Origin of the sequence: Halpernia sp. (genome assembly GCF_048269545.1) — a bacterium.
Classification (GTDB): Bacteria; Bacteroidota; Bacteroidia; order Flavobacteriales; family Weeksellaceae; genus Halpernia.
The window spans coordinates 504,394-523,033 of the sequence record NZ_JBLXIJ010000001.1; the positions used below are offsets into that span (position 1 = coordinate 504,394).

An 18,640-nucleotide genomic window follows, 5' to 3' on the forward strand; every position below is an offset into this window, starting at 1 on the left:
TAAATCCGCTCAATTTTTTGAGTGGATTTTTCTTTATAAATATTTATCTTTACATAATGAAAGTAGATTTTTTAGCAATGGGAGCGCATCCAGATGATGTAGAACTTGGTTGCGGAGGAACACTTGCAAAATTAATTTCCGAAGGGAAAACAGTTGCAATTGTAGATTTAACACGAGGAGAACTTGGGACTCGTGGGACAGACCAAACCAGAGCGCAAGAAGCAAAAACGGCATGTGAGATTTTAGGAATTGCACACAGAGAAAATTTAGGCATGAAAGATGGATTTTTAAAAAATTCTGACGAATACCAAATGCAAATTGTAAAAATAATAAGAAAATACAAACCGGAAATTTTATTTTGCAACGCCATAGATGATCGACATCCAGATCATGCAAAAGCTGCAAAACTTATTTCTGACGCATGTTTTTTAGCGGGTTTAAAAAAAATTGAAACAGAATTAAATGGAGAAAACCAAGAAGTTTGGAGACCAAAACAGATTTTTCATTATATCCAATGGAAAAACATTACACCTGATTTTGTATATGATATTTCAGATTTTATGAATAAAAAAATTGAAGCATGTTTAGCTTACAAAACGCAATTTTATAATCCAGAAAGTAAAGAACCAATTACCCCAATTGCAACCAAAGATTTCTTAGAAAGTTTAACTTACCGCGCGCAAGATTTAGGCAGATTATCGGGTGTTAATTTTGCAGAAGGTTTTACAACAGAAAAGTTAATAGCATTCAAAAATTTTGACGGAATTGTTTGTTAATAGTAGATAAAATATTATATTTGCACTTCTGAAAACGGTGGTTGTAGTTCAGTTGGTTAGAACGTCGGTTTGTGGTACCGAAGGTCGTGGGTTCGAGACCCATCATCCACCCAAAATAAAAAGTGTTCCGAAATTTCGGAACACTTTTTTTATTAATTTGAATAAAATTCAGGAATATTTAAATTATTTTATTTCCGAATTGCGGCCGTAATAGAAGCGACATCCTTTTTATGCTTGTGATTAAGGATATATTAATATGAATTCTCTGGCATAAAAAGATACAGCGGAGAAGCACGAAATGTGCGCCAAAAAAAGCATCTAATAAATTAAATGCTTTAAAGTTTTTTAAATTTCGTCCTCCGAATCTATAGTGAAAGATTTTGATTTGAAATCTTTGTCGTGCCTTTCTGAAATTACATCTTCGCCTTTGTTTTCTATGATGAAATTTGAAGCTTCTGTAAACATCTCACCAAATTGGGCGAAATCCTCTTTGTAAAGATAGATTTTATGCTTTTCAAAAGATGCGGCTCCGTTTTCGCCAAAACTCTTTTTGCTTTCTGTAATGGTAAGATAATAATCGCCTGCTTTGGTTTCTCGAACATCAAAAAAATAGGTTCTTCTCCCTGCCTTTAAAACTTTTGTGAAAATTTCATTTTCGTTTCTTTCCTTGTAATCGCTCATTTTACGCTATTTTGTAAATCTTGTTATAACAAATATAAAAGAATTCTTTTAATTTCAAAATTATTTTATCTTTTTGTTTAAATCAATAACAATCAATAATTTACGCAAGTTCGAAGGTGTCAATTGGTATTAAATGAAGAATTTTATCGGCTCTCTTCGCGCTGGATTCTCGGTGAGTTATAATAATATTGGTGCTGTTATTAATTTTTTCGTCAATATTTTTCAGAATATTTTCTTCCGTTTCGGTATCTAAAGCGGAAAGGGAGTCATCAAAAATTAATATTTTGGGTTGTTTTATTAGAGCTCTTGCAATGCAAATTCTCTGTTTTTGTCCACCAGAAAGCATTACTCCTCTTTCTCCGACCATGGTTTCATATTTATTTTTAAAACCAATGATATTATTGTGAACGTCTGCAGTTTTCGCCATTTCTTCTACTAATTTGTGAGAAGGTTTGTCTAATGCAAAACCGATATTATTTTCAATTGTATCAGAAAATAAATAACTTTCTTGTGGAACAAAGCCCAAGTTTGCACGATACACTTTTAAATTGTGGTCTTTTAAATTTTTTCCGTCAATTAAAATTTCACCTTCATCGGGTTCAATTAATCTGCTTAAAAGCATAGCAATTGTAGATTTACCGCTTCCAGTTTTTCCCATTATTGCAAGTGATTTTCCCGCTTTAATTTTAAAAGATAAATTATCTAATGCTTTTATTCCTGTATTTGGATAAGTGTAAGAAACATTTCGAAATTCTATGTCGCCGTTTATTTCGTATTGGTTGGTGTTTTTATTAATAATGTCTGATTGCATATCTAAAAACTCATTCACGCGCTGCATGGAAGCCGCTGCTCTTTGATTAATGGAAGTTACCCAACCAAGCATTGAAAATGGAAAAATAAGAATATTTATATACATAAAAAATTCTGCAATCGTTCCGACGTTCATTTCACCAGAAATATATTTTTGTCCGCCAATAAAGAGAATCGCAACATTAAGCAAACCAATTACAAATAAAATAATAGTAAAAAAATAGGCTTCGGTTTTTGCAAGATCTAAAGATTTATCTTGATAATCACGAACTTTATCACTGTAGTTTTGTTCTATATATTTTTCTTTTGCAAAAAATTTAATTACACGAATTCCTGAAAAACTATCTGTTACAAAAGTGGAAATTGCAGACTGACTTTTTTGTTTTATTTTAGATTTTTTATTGATTATAGAACTTACTTTATAAATCAAAAAAGATAAAATCGGTAAGGGAATTAAGGTCCATAAAGTCATAGAAACATCCGTTCTTACCATATAAATGGTGGTGATGGAAACTAAAACTAAAAGATTTGCAATATACATTACACCCGGACCGAGATACATTCTAATTGCAACAACATCTTCGCTTAGGCGGTTTAATAAATCACCAATGGTTGTTTTTTTATAATCTGTAATTGAAATTTCTTGATAATGGCGGTAAATTTTATTTTTTAGTTCGTATTCTATTCTTCTAGATGCTACAATTATGGTTTGTCTCATCATGAAAGTAAAAAATCCCGTTAAAAGTGAAGAACCAATAATAATCCCCACATTTATTAAAACTTTCGCATTAAAACCGCTTGTTTTAAAATTGGCGATTTCATTAACAGAATCTCCAATAAAATGTACTTTATAAATATTAAAGAAATTACTAAGAATAATGAATATAAACCCGTAAAAAAGCAGGAGTTTATGTTTAAGAAAATAAGGATTAAGGGTTTTTAAAGCATTCATACGAGAGGCAAAATTACAAATTTTTATATTATCTTTGCGGCACAAAAAAGTTCTTTGAATGTTAGGAAGAAGACAAATTCGTGAAAAAGTTGTGGAAACACTCTATTCTTATTATCAAAATCCGATAGGAGCGGATATTTTGGAAAAAAACATGATATCACAAATAGATAAAATTTATCATTTGTACATTTATGAACTTAATTTTTTAGTTGCTTTAAAGAATGTTGCAGAACAGCAAATAGAAATTGGCAAACACAAATATATTAAGTCAGAATCTTCGATTAATCCAAATCAAAAATTTATTAATAACAAAGTTTTACTTCAATTAGAAGAAAATACAGAGCGTTTAAATTTCACTTCTAAACATTTAGAATTAAAATGGGATTTATATGACGATCTTTTGGTAAAAACCTTTCAGCGTATAAAAGCGGGAAAAAGATACCAAGATTTTATGCAGGAAGAACACACTTATTCTTTCGAAGATGATCAAAAATTTATTGGCAAATTATTTCTTCGGTACATAGCAGAAAATACAGATTTCCATGAGCATTTAGAAGAAAAAGAATTGAGTTGGACAGATGATTTTCACATTGCAAATTCAATGATTCAAAAAACTGTAGGATTTTTAAAGCCTAATCAAAGCAGTCATACATTAATTAAAATGTTTAAAAATGATGACGATATAGATTTTGCAAAAAATTTATTGAAATATGCAGTGAGTCATTTAGAGGAAAGTGAAGAAAAAGTGAAAGAACGTCTTCAAAATTGGGATTTGGAGCGCATTTCATTAATTGATAAAATCATCATCATTACCGCAATTACCGAAATGGATTACTTCCCTTTCACTCCTTCTGCAGTTATAATGAATGAATATATTGAGATTTCTAAAGTGTTTTCTACAGAAAAATCTAATATATTTGTAAATGGTATTTTAGATAAATATATTAAAGATAAAAATAGAGTTTAGTTATGAAAGTTAGCTTTAAATTATTAGCAATTAGCGTTTTAGCAATTTCTGCATTTCAATCTTGCGAGAAAAAAAGTCAACCTGCAGATCAATTGCATATTGACACAATGGTTGCAGGACCAGTAAATCCGAATGAGGCTTTAATTAAAGAAGCGCAATCAAAACCGTTAACAAACATTGCATTATCCGAAGATACTTTTGATTTTGGAACAATCAAAAAAGGAGATGTAAAACACCACACTTATGAAGTGACCAATACTGGAAAAAACCCATTAATTATCTCTGAAGTGAAACCTACTTGTGGTTGTACAATTTCAGAATTTACAAAGGAACCAATTTTACCAGGACAAAAAGGAAAAATTACATTAAAGTTTGAAAGCGAAGCTTTTGATGGAAGTGTTTATAAAACCGCACAAGTGTTTGCTAATGTTGCAAAAGCACCCATTATGATTAATTTTACAGCAAATATTAAATAAAAAATAAAAAAAATGATTTCAACAATATTTTTACAAGCAGTTGGTGGTGAAAGTTCTATGACACCCACTTTGCTAATGATGGGCGTGATGTTCGTAGGATTTTATTTCCTTATGATTCGTCCACAAATGAAGAAACAAAAAAATGAAAAAAACTTTCAAGAAAATATTAAAATTGGTTCTCGTGTCGTGATGACCTCTGGAATTCAGGGGAGAGTTGCACAAGTAATGGACGACGGCGTAGTAATTGAGACAATGGCTGGAAAAATAAAATTTGAAAAAGCTGCAATTTCTAGAGAATTTACACAGCAAAGATATCCAGATACGGACGCAAAAAAATAATTTTTTCTAAATAATTTAATTCCAACGCAAAAATGAGTTGGAATTTTTTTTGTTAAAGAACTTTATCATTTTCTAAAAATCTGGCTTTTGATTCCTTCTTAAACTTCTTTATGGAATTATTTAAATTAATTTTTCGTTTTACTATCAAAAACCAAAGTTACAGGTCCGTCATTTATTAAACTTACTTTCATATCTGCGGCGAAAATGCCGCTTTCTATTTTTAAATCGGATTTTGCGATTTCGGTTTTAAAATAATTAAATAAATCTAAGGCTAATTCTGGTTTTGCTGCTTTTATAAAGGAAGGACGGTTGCCTTTTTTATAATCTGAAATTAATGTAAACTGACTAATGCAAAGAATTTCACCCGAAATATCTTGAATGGAAAGATTCATTTTCCCAGCTTCATCGCTGAAAATTCTTAAATCTAAAATTTTTTTCACGAGCCATTCTGCATCTCCTTTTGTATCTTCTTCATCTAAACCGATTAGCAAAAGTAAACCATTGGAAATTTCGCCGACGGTTTTGTTTTCAACTTCTACTTTGGCTTCAGAAACTCTTTGGATGACAATTTTCATTCTAAATTAATTATAAATAGTCAAAATACCTGTGGAAGAATCATAATTTGCGGGATATGTTTTAGGCGGGACTTTTGAGATTTTGACTGGTTCTCCCGTAATTAAAATCCATTCTGCACCATCACTTGGACAAAATATTTTTATATTATCTTTTACTTCTAAAGTGGTATTATTTCCGGGGCAAATGTGTGGCGCATTTCGGTCATAAACCTTAAAAGAATTGGTTGCTCTTACCACAATTAAACCTCGAGTTCCGCTGCTTTGTTGGTTTACATAAATGTAACCGCCTACATTTTGGAGATTTTGATAAGCAGGAAGACTTAGATTTAAAATAACATTAATGGGAGAATTGGGAAAACAACTTACCGTTTCTTCTCTATTACCACAAGAATTGGTTATTAATAATGCGCTGAAAATCAATATTATTATATTTTTAAAGCTGTAAGTCTTAGTATTCATAAAAGCTATTTATTTTTCTTTTTATTTCAATCGCATTTTAATTTCATTTGCTACTCAAAACTGATATCACGATTTGATAAAAATAAATTTATATCTTTGTAACTACAAATCAAGAAAAGATATTGTCCGGCAAATGTCGGATTATTTTTTTATATCCACTCTAAACAATTATGAAATGGCAAATTATGTAACACAAGAAGGTTTTGATAAAATGAAAACTGAATTGGAACAGTTGGAAACCATTGAGAGACCAAGAATAACGCAACAAATTGCAGAAGCGCGTGATAAAGGAGATTTATCTGAAAACGCAGAATATGATGCCGCCAAAGAAGCACAAGGAATGTTGGAAATGCGGATTTCTAAGATTAAAAATATTTTAGCAGAAGCAAAAATTATTGATGAAAATAACTTAGATACTTCCAAAGTTTCAATTTTAACTACTGTAACTTTGCTGAATAAAGACACAAATAAGGAACAAAAATTCACTTTAGTTCCAGATACAGAAAGCGACATTAAAAACGGAAAAATTTCAATTAGTACGCCGATTGCAAAAGGCTTAATTGGAAAATTAATCGGTGATACAGCAGAAATCACTTTACCAAATGGTAATAAATTATCTTTTAAAATTTTAAATATTAGTATTTAATTTTAGGAATAAAAATTGTAATTCTAAATTGATTAAATAGAATATAATGGAAACTGTTTTTACAAAAATTATTAAAAGTGAGATTCCTTCTTATAAAATTGCAGAAGATGAAAATTTTTTGGCATTTTTAGATGCTTCACCTTTGGTAGCGGGTCATACTTTGGTAATTCCAAAAAAACAAACGGATTTAATTTTTGATATAGAATCTGAAGAATTTAAGGAATTGTTTGGATTTGCTCAAAAAGTAGCAAAAAAAATAAAAAAAGCAATTGAATGTAAACGCGTAGGATTGGCTGTTGTAGGCTTAGAAGTTCCGCATGCACATATTCATTTAATACCGATAAATAAAATGGAAGATATGAATTTCAAAAATGTCAGATTAAAATTATCCGATGAAGAATATAAAAACATTCAAAATTTAATAAAAAATTCATAAAAATTAAAAAGGCAGATAATGCCTTTTTTTGATTAATAAATATAAAATATGAACTCAAACCAATGTTCCTTTTGCGGAAGAAAAAGAAATGAAGTGAAAATGCTTATTTCTGGGCAAGAAGGTTTTATTTGTGAAAATTGTATAGAACAAGCACATTTAATAGTAAAAGAAGGAGACGAACAATCAAAATTTTCACCCGCAGAAAAATTAGAAGAATTAAAAAAACCTCGAGAAATTACGACTTTTTTAGATCAATATGTAATTGGACAAGAACAAGCGAAAAAGCAAATGTCAATCGCAGTTTACAATCATTACAAACGCTTGCTTCATGCAAAAGATGAAAACCGAGAAGTAGAAATTGAGAAATCCAATATTATAATGATTGGAGAAACAGGAACGGGAAAAACACTTTTAGCAAAAACTATTGCGAGAGAATTAAATGTTCCTTTTTGTATTGTTGATGCCACAATTTTAACAGAAGCAGGTTATGTTGGTGAAGATGTGGAAAGTATTTTGTCACGTTTATTAATGGTTGCAGATTTTGATGTAGAAAAAGCTGAAAAAGGAATTGTTTTCATTGATGAAATTGATAAAATTGCAAGAAAATCTGATAATCCAAGTTTGACGCGAGATGTTTCTGGAGAAGGTGTACAACAAGGTTTGTTGAAATTATTAGAAGGAAGTATTGTAAATGTTCCGCCACAAGGAGGAAGAAAACATCCAGATCAAAAATACATTCAAGTTAATACACAAAATATTTTATTTATTGCAGGCGGTGCGTTTGATGGTATTAAAGAAATTATCGAAAGAAGATTGAATAAACAAGCAATCGGTTTCAGTGCGGAGAAATTAAATAAAGTTGAAGAAGAAGATTATATTTTAAGCCAATTAAATGCGGTTGATTTAAAAACATTTGGTTTAATTCCAGAGCTTTTAGGTAGATTTCCAATTATCACTTATTTGGATAAATTAACTAAAGAAACCATGATGCGTATTATGACAGAACCAAAAAATTCTATCGTAAATCAATATGTAGAATTATTTAAAATGGATGGAATAAATCTAAAATTCTCAAAAAATAGTATATTGAATATAGTAGAAGAAACTTTAGAAAAAGGTTTAGGAGCAAGAGGATTGAGAGGTACTACAGAAAAGATATTAGAAGATTATATGTATAACATAGATGTAGTAGATAAAAAAATTACCATTTGAAAAATTTTTTTTAATTTCGCACGAGAAAAAAATATGTTATAATTATTTAAAATTTAATATTACCTTTGTCGCGTAGACTGACAGTAGTCTTGTTTTAAATTCTTACAATATCAACACAAATGAGAAAGAATTTATACGTTTTTAGCCTAGTTTTACTTGGCCTCTTTTTGAGTGGCCAATTAACCTATGTCGGAAATTCTGGCTTAATTACGGTCTCTGCAAATACCTTGGTTTATAATGGAGGCGGTTTAAAAGTGGACGCTACAGGAAAATTTAATAATTACGGCAACGTAATGATTGTAGGGACACCAAGTACAGATAAATTTGAAACCGCCGGTACTAATAATTTTGTTCTTAAGCTTACAGATCCAGCAAATTTTACTACAAGTAGTTATGGTCAATTATATATTTCTGGATTAACACAAAGTGATATCACAGGTAATGTATATAAAGAATATAGAGATACAAAGCAAGGGACTTATCAACAAATTGGCTTACCTTTTTACAATAAAACATTAAATACATTAAACTCAGAATTAGGAAAAACGTTTTCTAATACAAGATATTCTCAAAATGAAATTTTAAAATACGATCAGGAATATGTAGTTGCAAGAAATACAAATATTAATACCGATATAACAGATCCTGCAGCGTATTATATGCTTGGAACTTTAAATTTAGATACAGCCAATCCTCCAGGTGGAGCAACAGGTGTTTACACTTTAATGGGTAAGCCATTTGCAGAAGGAATTTCTAAAACTCTTACAGGAGCAGCATCAAAAGTTGCTACTTTTGGAGTTAACGGAACTGCACGAAACATCTATAATGAAAAGTTTAACACATATTTGCAGGATGATTGGGATGGAGCAACTCCATGGACGGGTAATTATGGTAAAAATATTTATCAGTATTCTAACCCTTATCTCACAAACTTAGATTTATCTTGGATTTATAAAGATACACCAGATAATGATGGAAATTATATAAATAATATTCAAGGGATAAGATTTTCACCAGGAGTAACTTACGGAAGCACAACAGTTGGGTCATATAGTACCAATGCACAATATGTTACTTTTGCTTCCGGTGTAGCCACAGGAGATTTGTCCGGATTAATTATTAAACCTTTGCAGACTTTTGTAATTAAATTGACAAATAGTACATCTGCAACTTTAAATTTTGATAAATTAAGAAGATTCAAGAATGTTGTTAGAGCAGGTTCAAATTATTCTGTAACGGCAGCAAAAAACTCCGATAGAGCAACTTCAACTGTAAAACAATTAGGTGTTATCGCTTACAATGCAGCTGGTGAAGAAATGGGAAGAACTTATTTTGTCGTTTATAATAATGGTGTTACCGGGTATAATCCACAAACCAGCACACAGGTTCTAAATGACAATACAAATATAATTGGAACTTATGAAGAAAAACCAGTAGAAGGAGGTTTTGACGATTATTATGCAGGTTTATATTGGTTATACATTAATGAAGTGAACGAACAAGATTTTAAAGGAAAATCAGTGCCATTGTCGCTTTATAGTGATAATATCAAGACATTAAAATTTGAAATTAGAGAAAATGAAAATCTTTTAGCAGAGGATGCTTCAAATCTTTCTACGGGAATTGGTTTTTATTATAAAGAAGAAAATGGTGATGTGAAAAAAATATCACAAGGAATGTCAATTCCTACAACAGTTTTAGATAACTACGCAGAATATGGATTATATTATGGCAAACCAGATTCTTATTTAGCAACGGGATCCACAGTTAAAAAACAAAATAGAACACAAGTGGTTTATAATCCACAAATAGATAATTATATTATAAGATTTGACCCTAATTGGAAAAAAGCTGACGTTCAAGTTTATGATATGAGCGGAAAACTAATTCTATCTAAGAAAAATGTTTCGACGGGTAATGATTTTGTTTTAGAACTAGAAAAAGAAACCCGAGCTTATATTGTAAATACAATTTCTGAAAAAGGAGAAAAGTCCTCAGTAAAAATTATCAGATAATTAGGCTTGCGAATCCACAAAATGAAATGAAAAGTAAATTTATTATTAAAATATTAGGAACTCTTGTATTATTTTTTACTATTGGTATAAACTGTCTTTACGCAGGTCCACCAAGACCGGGTGGCGGTGGAGTTATCGGTCCAGGAGCGCCACCTACAAGTCCAATAGATATGTATGAGATAATTCTTTTCGTAATCGCAATTGTTTTAATTTTCTATTTTTATAAAAAAAATAAGTTGAGTAAAATATAATTTTAATGTATATTTAACCTATTGTCTCGCAGAGTTTTCTGTGAGATTTTTTTATATTTACATCATGAAAAAGTTTGTAATATTTATTATTGTTTTTTGTGGATCTTTTTTGAATGCGCAATTTACAGTTAGCATAGATTCTCCAGATGCAAAGCTAGGTGATGAAGCCTATCTTTATACTTTAAATGGATCCAAAGATGTATTATCTTCAAAGTCTATAAAAGACAATAAAGGATGGTCATTTTCTGTTCCAAATTCTTATGAAGGAATGATGAAAATTTATCTACCAAAAGGAAATAATGCAATCAATCTCATTTCTGAGAATAAAAATGTGAATATCAGTTTCAATTTATCTGGTGACAAAATTTCAACCATAAAATACATTGATAATTCTAATCGTATAATGAATGAAGTTCAAGATATAATGCAGAAAAAGGAAATAATTCTTCCCGCTCTTTATCAAATGATTAGCTATTATAGAGTAGATTCACCTTTTAAAAGCGCTCTTAATCAAGAAATTGAAAGATTATCTCAAAATGTTGTTTATGATAAATCTTCTCATCCTTTTATTGCTTTTTATAACGATAATTATAAAAAATTTTTAGCTCCAGATGCAACTTCACCAATAATCTCTGAACAAAACATTATAGATTTTATTACAAACTCTAATGAAATGTTAGAAAGCTCTTCTCTTTTAAAGCCAATTTTACTTTCATATTTAAATAATGCTCCAAAAGCATCAGTTACAACTTCAATAGATAAACTTTTAAAAGCCGTAAATGTTGAATCTCCACGCGGTCAAACCGTATTATCAGAACTTATTGAAATCTTTGATACTTACGAAATGGAAGATCTCAAAAAGAAATATCTTGCCGAAGCGACTAGTTTAAAATGTACAATTAATGATCGACTTGCCGGAACAATTGCCACAAATAAAAACGTTGAATTAGGAGCCACATTCCAAAATTATACTTTTACAAATCCTAAAAATACTTCTGCAAAATCAATTTATGATGTAAAAGCATCAAAGAAAATCATTATGTTTTGGTCATCTACTTGTTCTCACTGTGAAGCAGAATTACCAAAATTAATTGAAAAATATGCAACCTTAAAAGCTCAGAATATTCAAATTATTGGTCTCTCATTAGATAATGACAAAGAAGCATATGAAAATCGAGTGAAAGATTTACCTTGGATTAATGATGCAGAAATTAGAGGTTGGAATAGTTCTTACGCAGAAAAGTATAATGTGCACGCCACGCCGACTTATTTTATTTTAGATAGTAACAATAAGATCATCGCAAAACCCGATCACGTGGGCGATGTAATTAATTTCCTAAAACTAAAATAAACCTTTTTGTAACTCGCAATAATTTTTTATATTTGCACCACCTTAAAAAAGGCGAGGTAGCTCAGTCGGTTAGAGCGCAGGATTCATAACCCTGAGGTCACGGGTTCAATTCCCGTCTTCGCTACAAAGCAAATCCGCAGGCATGTTTGTCTGCGGATTTTTTTTTGAAATTAGGAGCAACACAATTTTCGCTTTGTTCACCACTTTACCCGCTATCCATTTCAAGTCCTCAGTCGCCTACGGCACCTTCCGGGCTTTCCATTTCTATCGGGGCTATGTTGAGGTTTGTTTTTTCTTCCGAAGTCAAGATTGATCATCCTCGATAAAAATAAAATCGAATTTCAGTCGAACTTTCCTCAAATTTTTAAAATTGTACTAATAATCTTCAAGTTGCGATTTCAGACTTCGAAAAACTTTTTTGTTGAGCAAAATATCCATACTTTCCGTTACATTCGGATAATCCGGGGGATTCAGCATATCTTTCTTTGTTATATTTTGGTATTTAGAAACATAGAATTCTTTTTTCAAAACATTGGTATTTGTATCCATCCAAAAATTAGTGAAAGTGATATTTGTTCTCTTGTCACCATTAAAAGCACCAACTTTTTCCAGCTCCAATCCGTACTGTCCTTTTACAACCATTAGTTCATCCACATCATACTTTTCTTTAAACTGGCGGAAATCTATTTTCTTTTTTGTCGCCGTAAATACAGAAAAATTTTTCGCATCTATCGTATCATGAAGTACAACCACCTCGTATCCTTTTTCTTTTAACGTGTTAATATAGAATTCCTCCAGTCTTGGCAACGGATTAGCTTTTTCTGTCCCTAAAAATTGTATTAAATCGTAGAATTTATCATCCTTACTTACATCTCTATCAGTTCCGCCAGTACCATACATAGCTTGTTTGTAAATTTTATAGGGCCCGTCGATATTGAATATGATGCCGATCTTTTTCGCTGATTGCTGTGCAAACGCCGTGGCTGTAGTCAAAGAGAAAATAGCCAGTAGTAATATTTTAAAAGATTTCATGCACAAATATAAAAAATCTCTCAAACTTTTGAGAGATTTTTTATATTACATGAATCTTGAATCTGATGTAGGAGTTCTATCCTACATATTCCGTCTATATCTTCCGCCCACTTCAAATAGCGCATTGGTAATTTCACCCAAAGAACAATATTTTCCGGCTTCCATCATTATTTCAAATAAATTTTCTTGGTTGACTGCCGCCAGTTGGAGTTCTTTTAAAATTTCTCTGGATTTTTCAGCGTGTGCTTTTTGATAATTTTTCACATTAGCAATCTGGATTTTTTTCTCTTCGTCTGTGGAACGAATGACTTCTTTCGGTAAAACTGTTGGCGAACCATCTTTTCCTAAAAATGTATTCACGCCAATAATCGGAAATTCTCCCGTATGTTTCATCCACTCATAATGCATTGATTCTTCTTGAATTTTTGAACGTTGATACATCGTTTCCATCGCTCCCAAAACGCCACCGCGTTCTGTAATTTTATCAAATTCTGCATAAACTGCTTCTTCCACTAAATCCGTTAATTCTTCAATAATAAACGAACCTTGCAACGGATTTTCATTTTTAGCCAAACCTAATTCTTTGTTTATAATTAATTGAATCGCCATTGCTCTACGAACAGATGCCTCAGTTGGAGTTGTAATCGCTTCATCATATGCGTTTGTATGGAGAGAATTACAATTATCGTAAATTGCATAAAGCGCTTGAAGCGTTGTTCTGATATCATTAAAATCAATTTCTTGCGCGTGCAAAGAACGTCCAGAAGTTTGAATATGATATTTTAACATTTGACTTCTTTCATCTGCACCATATTTTATTTTCATCGCTTTTGCCCAAATTCTTCTTGCAACCCTTCCAATTACAGCATATTCTGGATCAATTCCGTTGCTGAAAAAGAAAGATAAATTTGGCGCAAAATCGTTAATATTCATTCCGCGACTTAAATAATATTCTACATAAGTAAAACCATTTGAAAGCGTAAAAGCCAATTGTGAAATTGGATTTGCGCCAGCTTCCGCAATGTGATAACCTGAAATGGAAACGGAATAAAAGTTTCTTACTTTTTCATCAATAAAATACTGCTGCACATCGCCCATTAATCTCAATGCAAATTCTGTGGAAAAAATACAGGTGTTTTGCGCTTGATCTTCTTTTAAAATATCTGCTTGCACGGTTCCACGAACAGTTGCGATTGTTTTATTTTTAATTTCTGCATAAATTTCTGGCGATAAAATTTCATCACCAGTTAAACCTAAAAGTTTTAAACCTAAACCATTATTATTTGGTGGTAATTCACCTGTATAAACGGGTCTTTTTAAATTTTTATCGTCGTATTTTTCTTTTAATCTTGCTTCAACTAGTTTTTCTAAACCGTTTTCAGAAATATATTTTTCACAATTTTGATCAATAGCCGCATTCATAAAAAAAGATAGAAGCATCGGCGCAGGTCCATTTATTGTCATAGAAACGGAGCACATTGCATCCACTAAATCAAAGCCAGAATATAATTTTTTCGCATCATCTAAAGTTGCAATAGAAACACCCGCATTTCCAATTTTTCCGTAAATATCGGGTGGCAAAGCTGGGTCTTGTCCGTAAAGTGTAACAGAATCAAACGCTGTTGAAAGTCTTTTTGCAGGCATATCTGCAGAAACATAATGAAATCTTCGGTTCGTTCTTTCTGGTCCGCCTTCACCTGCAAACATTCTGGTCGGATCTTCGCCAGTTCTTTTAAAAGGATAAATTCCTGCTGTAAAAGGAAATTGTCCAGGAACATTTTCTTGTCCTTTCCATTGAATTAAATCTCCCCAATCTTGAAATTTAGGCAAAGCAATTTTTGGAATTTTTAAACCAGATAAACTTTTAGTAGAAGTTTCTGCTTTTATTTCTTTGCCACGCACAAAATAAGAGTAAAAATCTTCTTTCATTTGTTCCTTAAAATTCTTCCATCCTTTTAAAAATAGAATATTTTCTTCTGATAAATCTTTTTTAGTCTTCAGATAGACTTTTTCTAATTTATCTGAAGTTGCTTTATCATCGGTAATTAGTTTTCTCGTTCCATCAATAAGATATAATTTTTTCGCTGTTAAAGCTTGGTTTTTCACATCTTCATCATATTCTCGGTTATTATCAACGATTTCTGATAAGTAGCGAACTCTTCTCGGCGGAATAATTGTGGTTTCTTCTTGATGATTTTGCTCCACATATTCTTGGAAATTTAATTCTGGAAATTTTTCATTTAATTTATTAATTAGAATATTAAATAATTCCGTGGTTCCCCAATCATTAAACTGACTTGCTTTTGTAGAAAAAACTGGCATCTCATCTAATTTTTTATCAAATAAAAGATGATTTCTTTGATATTGTTTTCTCACCGCTTGAATCGCGTCTAAAGCGCCACGTTTATCGGACTTATTTAAAGCAATTAAATCCGCATAATCCAACATATCAATTTTTTCCAATTGTGTAGAAGCACCATATTCCGGTGTCATCACATACATTGAAAGATCGGCGATGTCTGTAATTTCAGAACCAGATTGTCCAATTCCCGAAGTTTCTAAAATGATTGCATCTGGTTCGGCTAATTTTAAAATATTTAAAGCGGAATGAATGTACGGAGAAACCGAAACATTATTTTCACGCGTCGCCATCGAACGCATATAAACGCGTTTGTCATTTATAGAATTCATTCTAATTCTATCGCCCAAAAGCGCACCGCCCGTTTTTTTCTTGGATGGATCAATAGAAATTATCGCAATTTTTTTCTCTGGATTTGAGCGTAAAAATCTTCTAACTAATTCGTCGGTCAAGGAAGATTTTCCCGCGCCGCCCGTTCCAGTAATTCCTATAATTGGGATTTTAGAATATTTTTCATTTTCTAAAACTGTAGAATCTATTTTTTTAACTAAATCTTGTTTTTCATCAGAAAAATTTTCAACCGCAGAAATAACTTCCGCAATGGTTTTAGAATCTTCAAATTTAATTTTATCTAAATCTGAAACTTCAATATTTTTTCCTGTTGCAAAATCACTTTGTTTTACCAAATCATCTATCATTCCCTGTAAACCGAGTTCTCTTCCGTCATCGGGCGAGTAAATTCTGTCAATCCCATAATCCATTAAATCCTTAATTTCTTCGGGTAAAATTACACCGCCGCCACCGCCAAAAATCTTGATTTGTGGCGCATTTTTTTCCCGCAATAAGTCATAAATATATTTAAAATATTCATTGTGACCGCCTTGATAAGAAGTTAAAGCAATTGCATTTGCATCTTCTTGAATGGCACAATTCACAACTTCTTCCGCAGATTTATCGTGACCAAGATGAATAACTTCGCAACCTGTTCCTTGGATTACGCGGCGCATAATATTGATTGCCGCATCGTGTCCATCAAAAAGTGAAGCTGCAGTTACAATTCTTACTTTATTTTTTGGAGAATAATTTTCAGTTGACATAATAATTTTTGATAAAGTCCAAAGATAAACATTCTAGAAAAAACTAAAAGGAATTTGGAGTGTTGATTTTTTTAAAAGAAATTATTTAAAATAGACTTTTAAGACATCAAATCTGAGATTCTTACCTTTGTAGAAGATTTTTATAAAATTTAATTATGTTAGAAATTAAAACTTATACTTTTGAAAAAAAACCTTCGGCTTCCGAAAAAGAAGCTGTAGTAAATTTTCTTTTTAAAAGTTTAGAGGAATATGGTGATCCAAAAGAAGATATTTTAAAATGTATGAATTACGCGTTAAAAGAAACTGAATCTTTTGGAGGATTTATTTGTGTCGCTTTTTTGGAAGAGAAAATTGTTGGAGCAGCCATAATTAATAAAACAGGAATGAAGGATTATATTCCAGAAAATATTTTGGTTTACATTGCTACAGATTCAGAAAAACGGGGACAAGGAATTGGGCGACAATTAATGGAAAAAGCCATCGAAACGGCAGAAGGAAATATTGCATTACACGTGGAACCCAATAACCCCGCCAAGAAATTATACGAAAAATTGGGTTTTACCAACAAATATTTAGAAATGAGACTGGTAAAATAATGGCAACAATTACTTTACACCGTGAGAAATTGCGTTATAATTTTGATAGATTAGATTATTTATTTAAATCGAAAGATATTCATTGGTCTGTTGTTACTAAGATTCTTTGTGGTAATGAACTTTTTTTAAGAGAAATTTTGGCATTAAATCCTACGCAAGTTTGTGATTCAAGAGTAAGTAATCTTAGAATGATTAAAAAATTGAATCCAGAAATGGAAACAATTTATATAAAACCCACTCCAAAAAGATCGGTTTCTTCTGTAATAAAATATGCGGATATTAGTATGAATACTAATATTGAAACCATTAAAGCATTATCTGAAGAAGCTGTAAAACAGAAAAAAAATCATAAAATAATAATTATGATTGAGTTGGGAGAACTTCGCGAAGGTGTGATGCGGGAAAACGTAATTAATTTTTACAAACAGGTTTTTGAGTTGCCAAATATCGAGGTTGTTGGTTTAGGCGCAAATCTTTCTTGTCTTTTTGGTGTTTTACCAAATACGGATAAATTAATTCAGCTTTGTCTTTATAAGCAATTGATAGAAGCTACATTTGATAAAAAAATCCCATTCGTTTCGGGTGGTTCTTCTGTTACTATTCCGTTGATTTTTAAAAAAATGTTACCTGCAGGAATTAATCATTTTCGTGTGGGCGAAACACTTTACCAAGGAACGGATGTATATAAAGATGAAAAAAGTAATCTTTTGGAACAAGATGTTTTCACTCTTCAAGCAGAAATAATAGAATTAATAGAAAAACCGATGGTCCCAGAAGGAGATTTTGGAACAAACCTGGAAGGAGAAAGTTATCAAATTGAAGAAAATTTAATTGGGAAAACTTCTTTCAGAGCGATTTTAGATCTAGGAATTCTGGATTTAGACCGTGTGAATATTTTTCCAAAAGATGAAAGTATTGGTTATTTTGGTTCTAGTTCCGATATGATCATTTTAGATTTAGGAGAAAATAAACAGAATTATAAAGTAGGTGATTTATTAGATTTTTCTATTAATTATATGGGCGCATTGCGAGCGATGAATTCTAATTATATTGAAAAAAGAGTCGTTTAAAGTTTATTAATTGCATTCAATTTACATTTGTTTATTTTTGCTAAAATTTTTTTAATGAAAAGAGCAATCATCTATTTTTTAGCTGGTACTATTCTTAGTTTTTTAATGTATTATTTCTTTGTAGATTCACAAAACTTTGGATTAAATTTTTATTATTCATTAGCTTATGGTTCTGGATGGGGTTTGGCTTATTATTTAGACAATCCTAAATATTTGTTGGCAAAAAAACTAGGAATTTCATTTTTGGCAATGGCAATTTTAGTCGTGATTGGAATTTTAGTTTTTAATATCCAATTGGCAATTCCGTCAATCATTAAGTTTTCAATTATTTTTGTAGCTTATTATTTAATGGCAAGTTTTCGTCAGACGAAATCGATGCGAGAATAAATATTTTTAGTGTTTTTCATTAAATAAAATTCTTTGATTTTGAAGTGACTTTTCAACTTTTAAAGTAAAAAAATTAGCTAAAATTTAATGTTGAATAATTACTAAATTCATAAAATATTTGCTGTAAAAATTGCTTTTAAAATTGCAATTATT

The 18,640-nt window shown here is 31.0% G+C and carries 19 protein-coding genes and 2 tRNA genes; 15 read left to right on the plus strand and 6 right to left on the minus strand.

The window, feature by feature from the left end; genetic code table 11:
* Positions 1-56: 56 nt before the first annotated feature.
* Entirely contained in the window at positions 57-776 is a 720-nt protein-coding gene (gene bshB1 / locus ACN0WB_RS02280) for a bacillithiol biosynthesis deacetylase BshB1 (RefSeq protein ID WP_417428411.1), read from the plus strand.
* Positions 777-813: 37 nt separating this feature from the next.
* A tRNA-His gene (locus ACN0WB_RS02285) sits at positions 814-887 on the plus strand.
* A gap of 234 nt (positions 888-1,121) precedes the next feature.
* On the opposite strand, the gene ACN0WB_RS02290 is transcribed toward ACN0WB_RS02285, so the two are convergent.
* Both ACN0WB_RS02290 and ACN0WB_RS02295 read right to left on the minus strand, forming a co-directional pair.
* On the minus strand, positions 1,122-1,457 hold the full coding sequence (locus tag ACN0WB_RS02290; RefSeq protein WP_417428413.1) for a DUF3276 family protein: 336 nt from the start codon (positions 1,455-1,457) through the stop codon (positions 1,122-1,124).
* A 100-nt stretch (positions 1,458-1,557) separates the two neighbouring features.
* Complete coding sequence (locus ACN0WB_RS02295; RefSeq protein ID WP_417428415.1) at positions 1,558-3,219, minus strand: ABC transporter ATP-binding protein; 1,662 nt, start codon at positions 3,217-3,219, stop codon at positions 1,558-1,560.
* 58 nt (positions 3,220-3,277) lie between these two features.
* Between ACN0WB_RS02295 and ACN0WB_RS02300 the strand changes: the two genes are divergently transcribed.
* From ACN0WB_RS02300 to yajC, 3 genes are read left to right on the plus strand one after another with little or no spacing between them, the layout of a single operon-like run.
* The gene (locus tag ACN0WB_RS02300; protein WP_417428417.1) at positions 3,278-4,186 is read left to right on the plus strand and encodes a transcription antitermination factor NusB; all 909 of its coding nucleotides are present in this window, start codon (positions 3,278-3,280) and stop codon (positions 4,184-4,186) included.
* A gap of 2 nt (positions 4,187-4,188) precedes the next feature.
* Entirely contained in the window at positions 4,189-4,662 is a 474-nt protein-coding gene (locus tag ACN0WB_RS02305) for a DUF1573 domain-containing protein (RefSeq protein WP_417428419.1), read from the plus strand.
* A 12-nt stretch (positions 4,663-4,674) separates the two neighbouring features.
* A complete protein-coding gene (gene yajC, locus ACN0WB_RS02310; protein ID WP_417428421.1) occupies positions 4,675-5,001 on the plus strand; it encodes a preprotein translocase subunit YajC in 327 nt (108 codons plus the stop codon).
* A gap of 125 nt (positions 5,002-5,126) precedes the next feature.
* Here the strand turns inward: yajC and dtd are convergent, their stop codons facing one another.
* Positions 5,127-5,576: a D-aminoacyl-tRNA deacylase gene (dtd, locus tag ACN0WB_RS02315; protein WP_417428423.1), complete on the minus strand. Its 450-nt coding sequence runs from the start codon at positions 5,574-5,576 to the stop codon at positions 5,127-5,129.
* A 6-nt stretch (positions 5,577-5,582) separates the two neighbouring features.
* Positions 5,583-6,035: a hypothetical protein gene (locus tag ACN0WB_RS02320; RefSeq protein WP_417428425.1), complete on the minus strand. Its 453-nt coding sequence runs from the start codon at positions 6,033-6,035 to the stop codon at positions 5,583-5,585.
* A 175-nt stretch (positions 6,036-6,210) separates the two neighbouring features.
* Between ACN0WB_RS02320 and greA the strand changes: the two genes are divergently transcribed.
* From greA to ACN0WB_RS02355, 7 genes are all read left to right on the plus strand, one after another.
* A complete protein-coding gene (greA, locus tag ACN0WB_RS02325) occupies positions 6,211-6,681 on the plus strand; it encodes a transcription elongation factor GreA (RefSeq protein WP_417428427.1) in 471 nt (156 codons plus the stop codon).
* A gap of 46 nt (positions 6,682-6,727) precedes the next feature.
* Complete coding sequence (locus ACN0WB_RS02330) at positions 6,728-7,117, plus strand: HIT family protein (RefSeq protein ID WP_417428429.1); 390 nt, start codon at positions 6,728-6,730, stop codon at positions 7,115-7,117.
* A 48-nt stretch (positions 7,118-7,165) separates the two neighbouring features.
* A complete protein-coding gene (clpX, locus tag ACN0WB_RS02335; RefSeq protein ID WP_417428431.1) occupies positions 7,166-8,329 on the plus strand; it encodes an ATP-dependent Clp protease ATP-binding subunit ClpX in 1,164 nt (387 codons plus the stop codon).
* A 119-nt stretch (positions 8,330-8,448) separates the two neighbouring features.
* A complete protein-coding gene (locus ACN0WB_RS02340; protein ID WP_417428433.1) occupies positions 8,449-10,344 on the plus strand; it encodes a T9SS type A sorting domain-containing protein in 1,896 nt (631 codons plus the stop codon).
* 26 nt (positions 10,345-10,370) lie between these two features.
* The gene (locus ACN0WB_RS02345; RefSeq protein ID WP_417428435.1) at positions 10,371-10,595 is read left to right on the plus strand and encodes a signal peptidase; all 225 of its coding nucleotides are present in this window, start codon (positions 10,371-10,373) and stop codon (positions 10,593-10,595) included.
* A gap of 64 nt (positions 10,596-10,659) precedes the next feature.
* Positions 10,660-11,946, plus strand: coding sequence for a thioredoxin-like domain-containing protein (locus ACN0WB_RS02350; protein WP_417428437.1), 1,287 nt, complete (start codon positions 10,660-10,662; stop codon positions 11,944-11,946).
* A 50-nt stretch (positions 11,947-11,996) separates the two neighbouring features.
* Positions 11,997-12,070: transfer RNA gene (locus ACN0WB_RS02355), tRNA-Met, on the plus strand.
* Positions 12,071-12,321: 251 nt separating this feature from the next.
* Here the strand turns inward: ACN0WB_RS02355 and ACN0WB_RS02360 are convergent.
* Together ACN0WB_RS02360 and ACN0WB_RS02365 are read right to left on the minus strand one after the other, a co-directional pair.
* A complete protein-coding gene (locus tag ACN0WB_RS02360) occupies positions 12,322-12,939 on the minus strand; it encodes a hypothetical protein (protein WP_417428438.1) in 618 nt (205 codons plus the stop codon).
* Positions 12,940-13,059: 120 nt separating this feature from the next.
* Entirely contained in the window at positions 13,060-16,434 is a 3,375-nt protein-coding gene (locus ACN0WB_RS02365; protein WP_417428440.1) for a methylmalonyl-CoA mutase family protein, read from the minus strand.
* Positions 16,435-16,589: 155 nt separating this feature from the next.
* Here ACN0WB_RS02365 and ACN0WB_RS02370 point away from each other — a divergent pair, with 155 nt between their 5' ends.
* Genes ACN0WB_RS02370 through ACN0WB_RS02380 form a run of 3 tightly spaced genes read left to right on the plus strand, consistent with a single transcriptional unit; the run spans position 16,590 to position 18,487 of the window.
* Positions 16,590-17,030 (plus strand): GNAT family N-acetyltransferase, encoded by a 441-nt coding sequence (locus tag ACN0WB_RS02370; protein WP_417428442.1) that lies wholly within the window; start codon positions 16,590-16,592, stop codon positions 17,028-17,030.
* Positions 17,030-18,100 (plus strand): alanine racemase, encoded by a 1,071-nt coding sequence (locus tag ACN0WB_RS02375; protein WP_417428444.1) that lies wholly within the window; start codon positions 17,030-17,032, stop codon positions 18,098-18,100. The genes ACN0WB_RS02370 and ACN0WB_RS02375 overlap by 1 nt, the downstream gene beginning before the upstream one ends.
* Positions 18,101-18,154: 54 nt before the next feature.
* Positions 18,155-18,487: a hypothetical protein gene (locus ACN0WB_RS02380; protein ID WP_417428446.1), complete on the plus strand. Its 333-nt coding sequence runs from the start codon at positions 18,155-18,157 to the stop codon at positions 18,485-18,487.
* Positions 18,488-18,640: the final 153 nt, after the last annotated feature.

What these genes read in the sequence shown, in the direction of transcription:
- bshB1 (WP_417428411.1), top strand. Translation starts at nt 57, where the DNA reads ATGAAAGTAGATTTTTTAGCAATGGGAGCGCATCCAGATGATGTAGAA.
- ACN0WB_RS02290 (WP_417428413.1), bottom strand. Translation starts at nt 1,457, where the DNA reads ATGAGCGATTACAAGGAAAGAAACGAAAATGAAATTTTCACAAAAGTT.
- ACN0WB_RS02295 (WP_417428415.1), bottom strand. Translation starts at nt 3,219, where the DNA reads ATGAATGCTTTAAAAACCCTTAATCCTTATTTTCTTAAACATAAACTC.
- ACN0WB_RS02300 (WP_417428417.1), top strand. Translation starts at nt 3,278, where the DNA reads ATGTTAGGAAGAAGACAAATTCGTGAAAAAGTTGTGGAAACACTCTAT.
- ACN0WB_RS02305 (WP_417428419.1), top strand. Translation starts at nt 4,189, where the DNA reads ATGAAAGTTAGCTTTAAATTATTAGCAATTAGCGTTTTAGCAATTTCT.
- yajC (WP_417428421.1), top strand. Translation starts at nt 4,675, where the DNA reads ATGATTTCAACAATATTTTTACAAGCAGTTGGTGGTGAAAGTTCTATG.
- dtd (WP_417428423.1), bottom strand. Translation starts at nt 5,576, where the DNA reads ATGAAAATTGTCATCCAAAGAGTTTCTGAAGCCAAAGTAGAAGTTGAA.
- ACN0WB_RS02320 (WP_417428425.1), bottom strand. Translation starts at nt 6,035, where the DNA reads ATGAATACTAAGACTTACAGCTTTAAAAATATAATAATATTGATTTTC.
- greA (WP_417428427.1), top strand. Translation starts at nt 6,211, where the DNA reads ATGGCAAATTATGTAACACAAGAAGGTTTTGATAAAATGAAAACTGAA.
- ACN0WB_RS02330 (WP_417428429.1), top strand. Translation starts at nt 6,728, where the DNA reads ATGGAAACTGTTTTTACAAAAATTATTAAAAGTGAGATTCCTTCTTAT.
- clpX (WP_417428431.1), top strand. Translation starts at nt 7,166, where the DNA reads ATGAACTCAAACCAATGTTCCTTTTGCGGAAGAAAAAGAAATGAAGTG.
- ACN0WB_RS02340 (WP_417428433.1), top strand. Translation starts at nt 8,449, where the DNA reads ATGAGAAAGAATTTATACGTTTTTAGCCTAGTTTTACTTGGCCTCTTT.
- ACN0WB_RS02345 (WP_417428435.1), top strand. Translation starts at nt 10,371, where the DNA reads ATGAAAAGTAAATTTATTATTAAAATATTAGGAACTCTTGTATTATTT.
- ACN0WB_RS02350 (WP_417428437.1), top strand. Translation starts at nt 10,660, where the DNA reads ATGAAAAAGTTTGTAATATTTATTATTGTTTTTTGTGGATCTTTTTTG.
- ACN0WB_RS02365 (WP_417428440.1), bottom strand. Translation starts at nt 16,434, where the DNA reads ATGTCAACTGAAAATTATTCTCCAAAAAATAAAGTAAGAATTGTAACT.
- ACN0WB_RS02370 (WP_417428442.1), top strand. Translation starts at nt 16,590, where the DNA reads ATGTTAGAAATTAAAACTTATACTTTTGAAAAAAAACCTTCGGCTTCC.
- ACN0WB_RS02375 (WP_417428444.1), top strand. Translation starts at nt 17,030, where the DNA reads ATGGCAACAATTACTTTACACCGTGAGAAATTGCGTTATAATTTTGAT.
- ACN0WB_RS02380 (WP_417428446.1), top strand. Translation starts at nt 18,155, where the DNA reads ATGAAAAGAGCAATCATCTATTTTTTAGCTGGTACTATTCTTAGTTTT.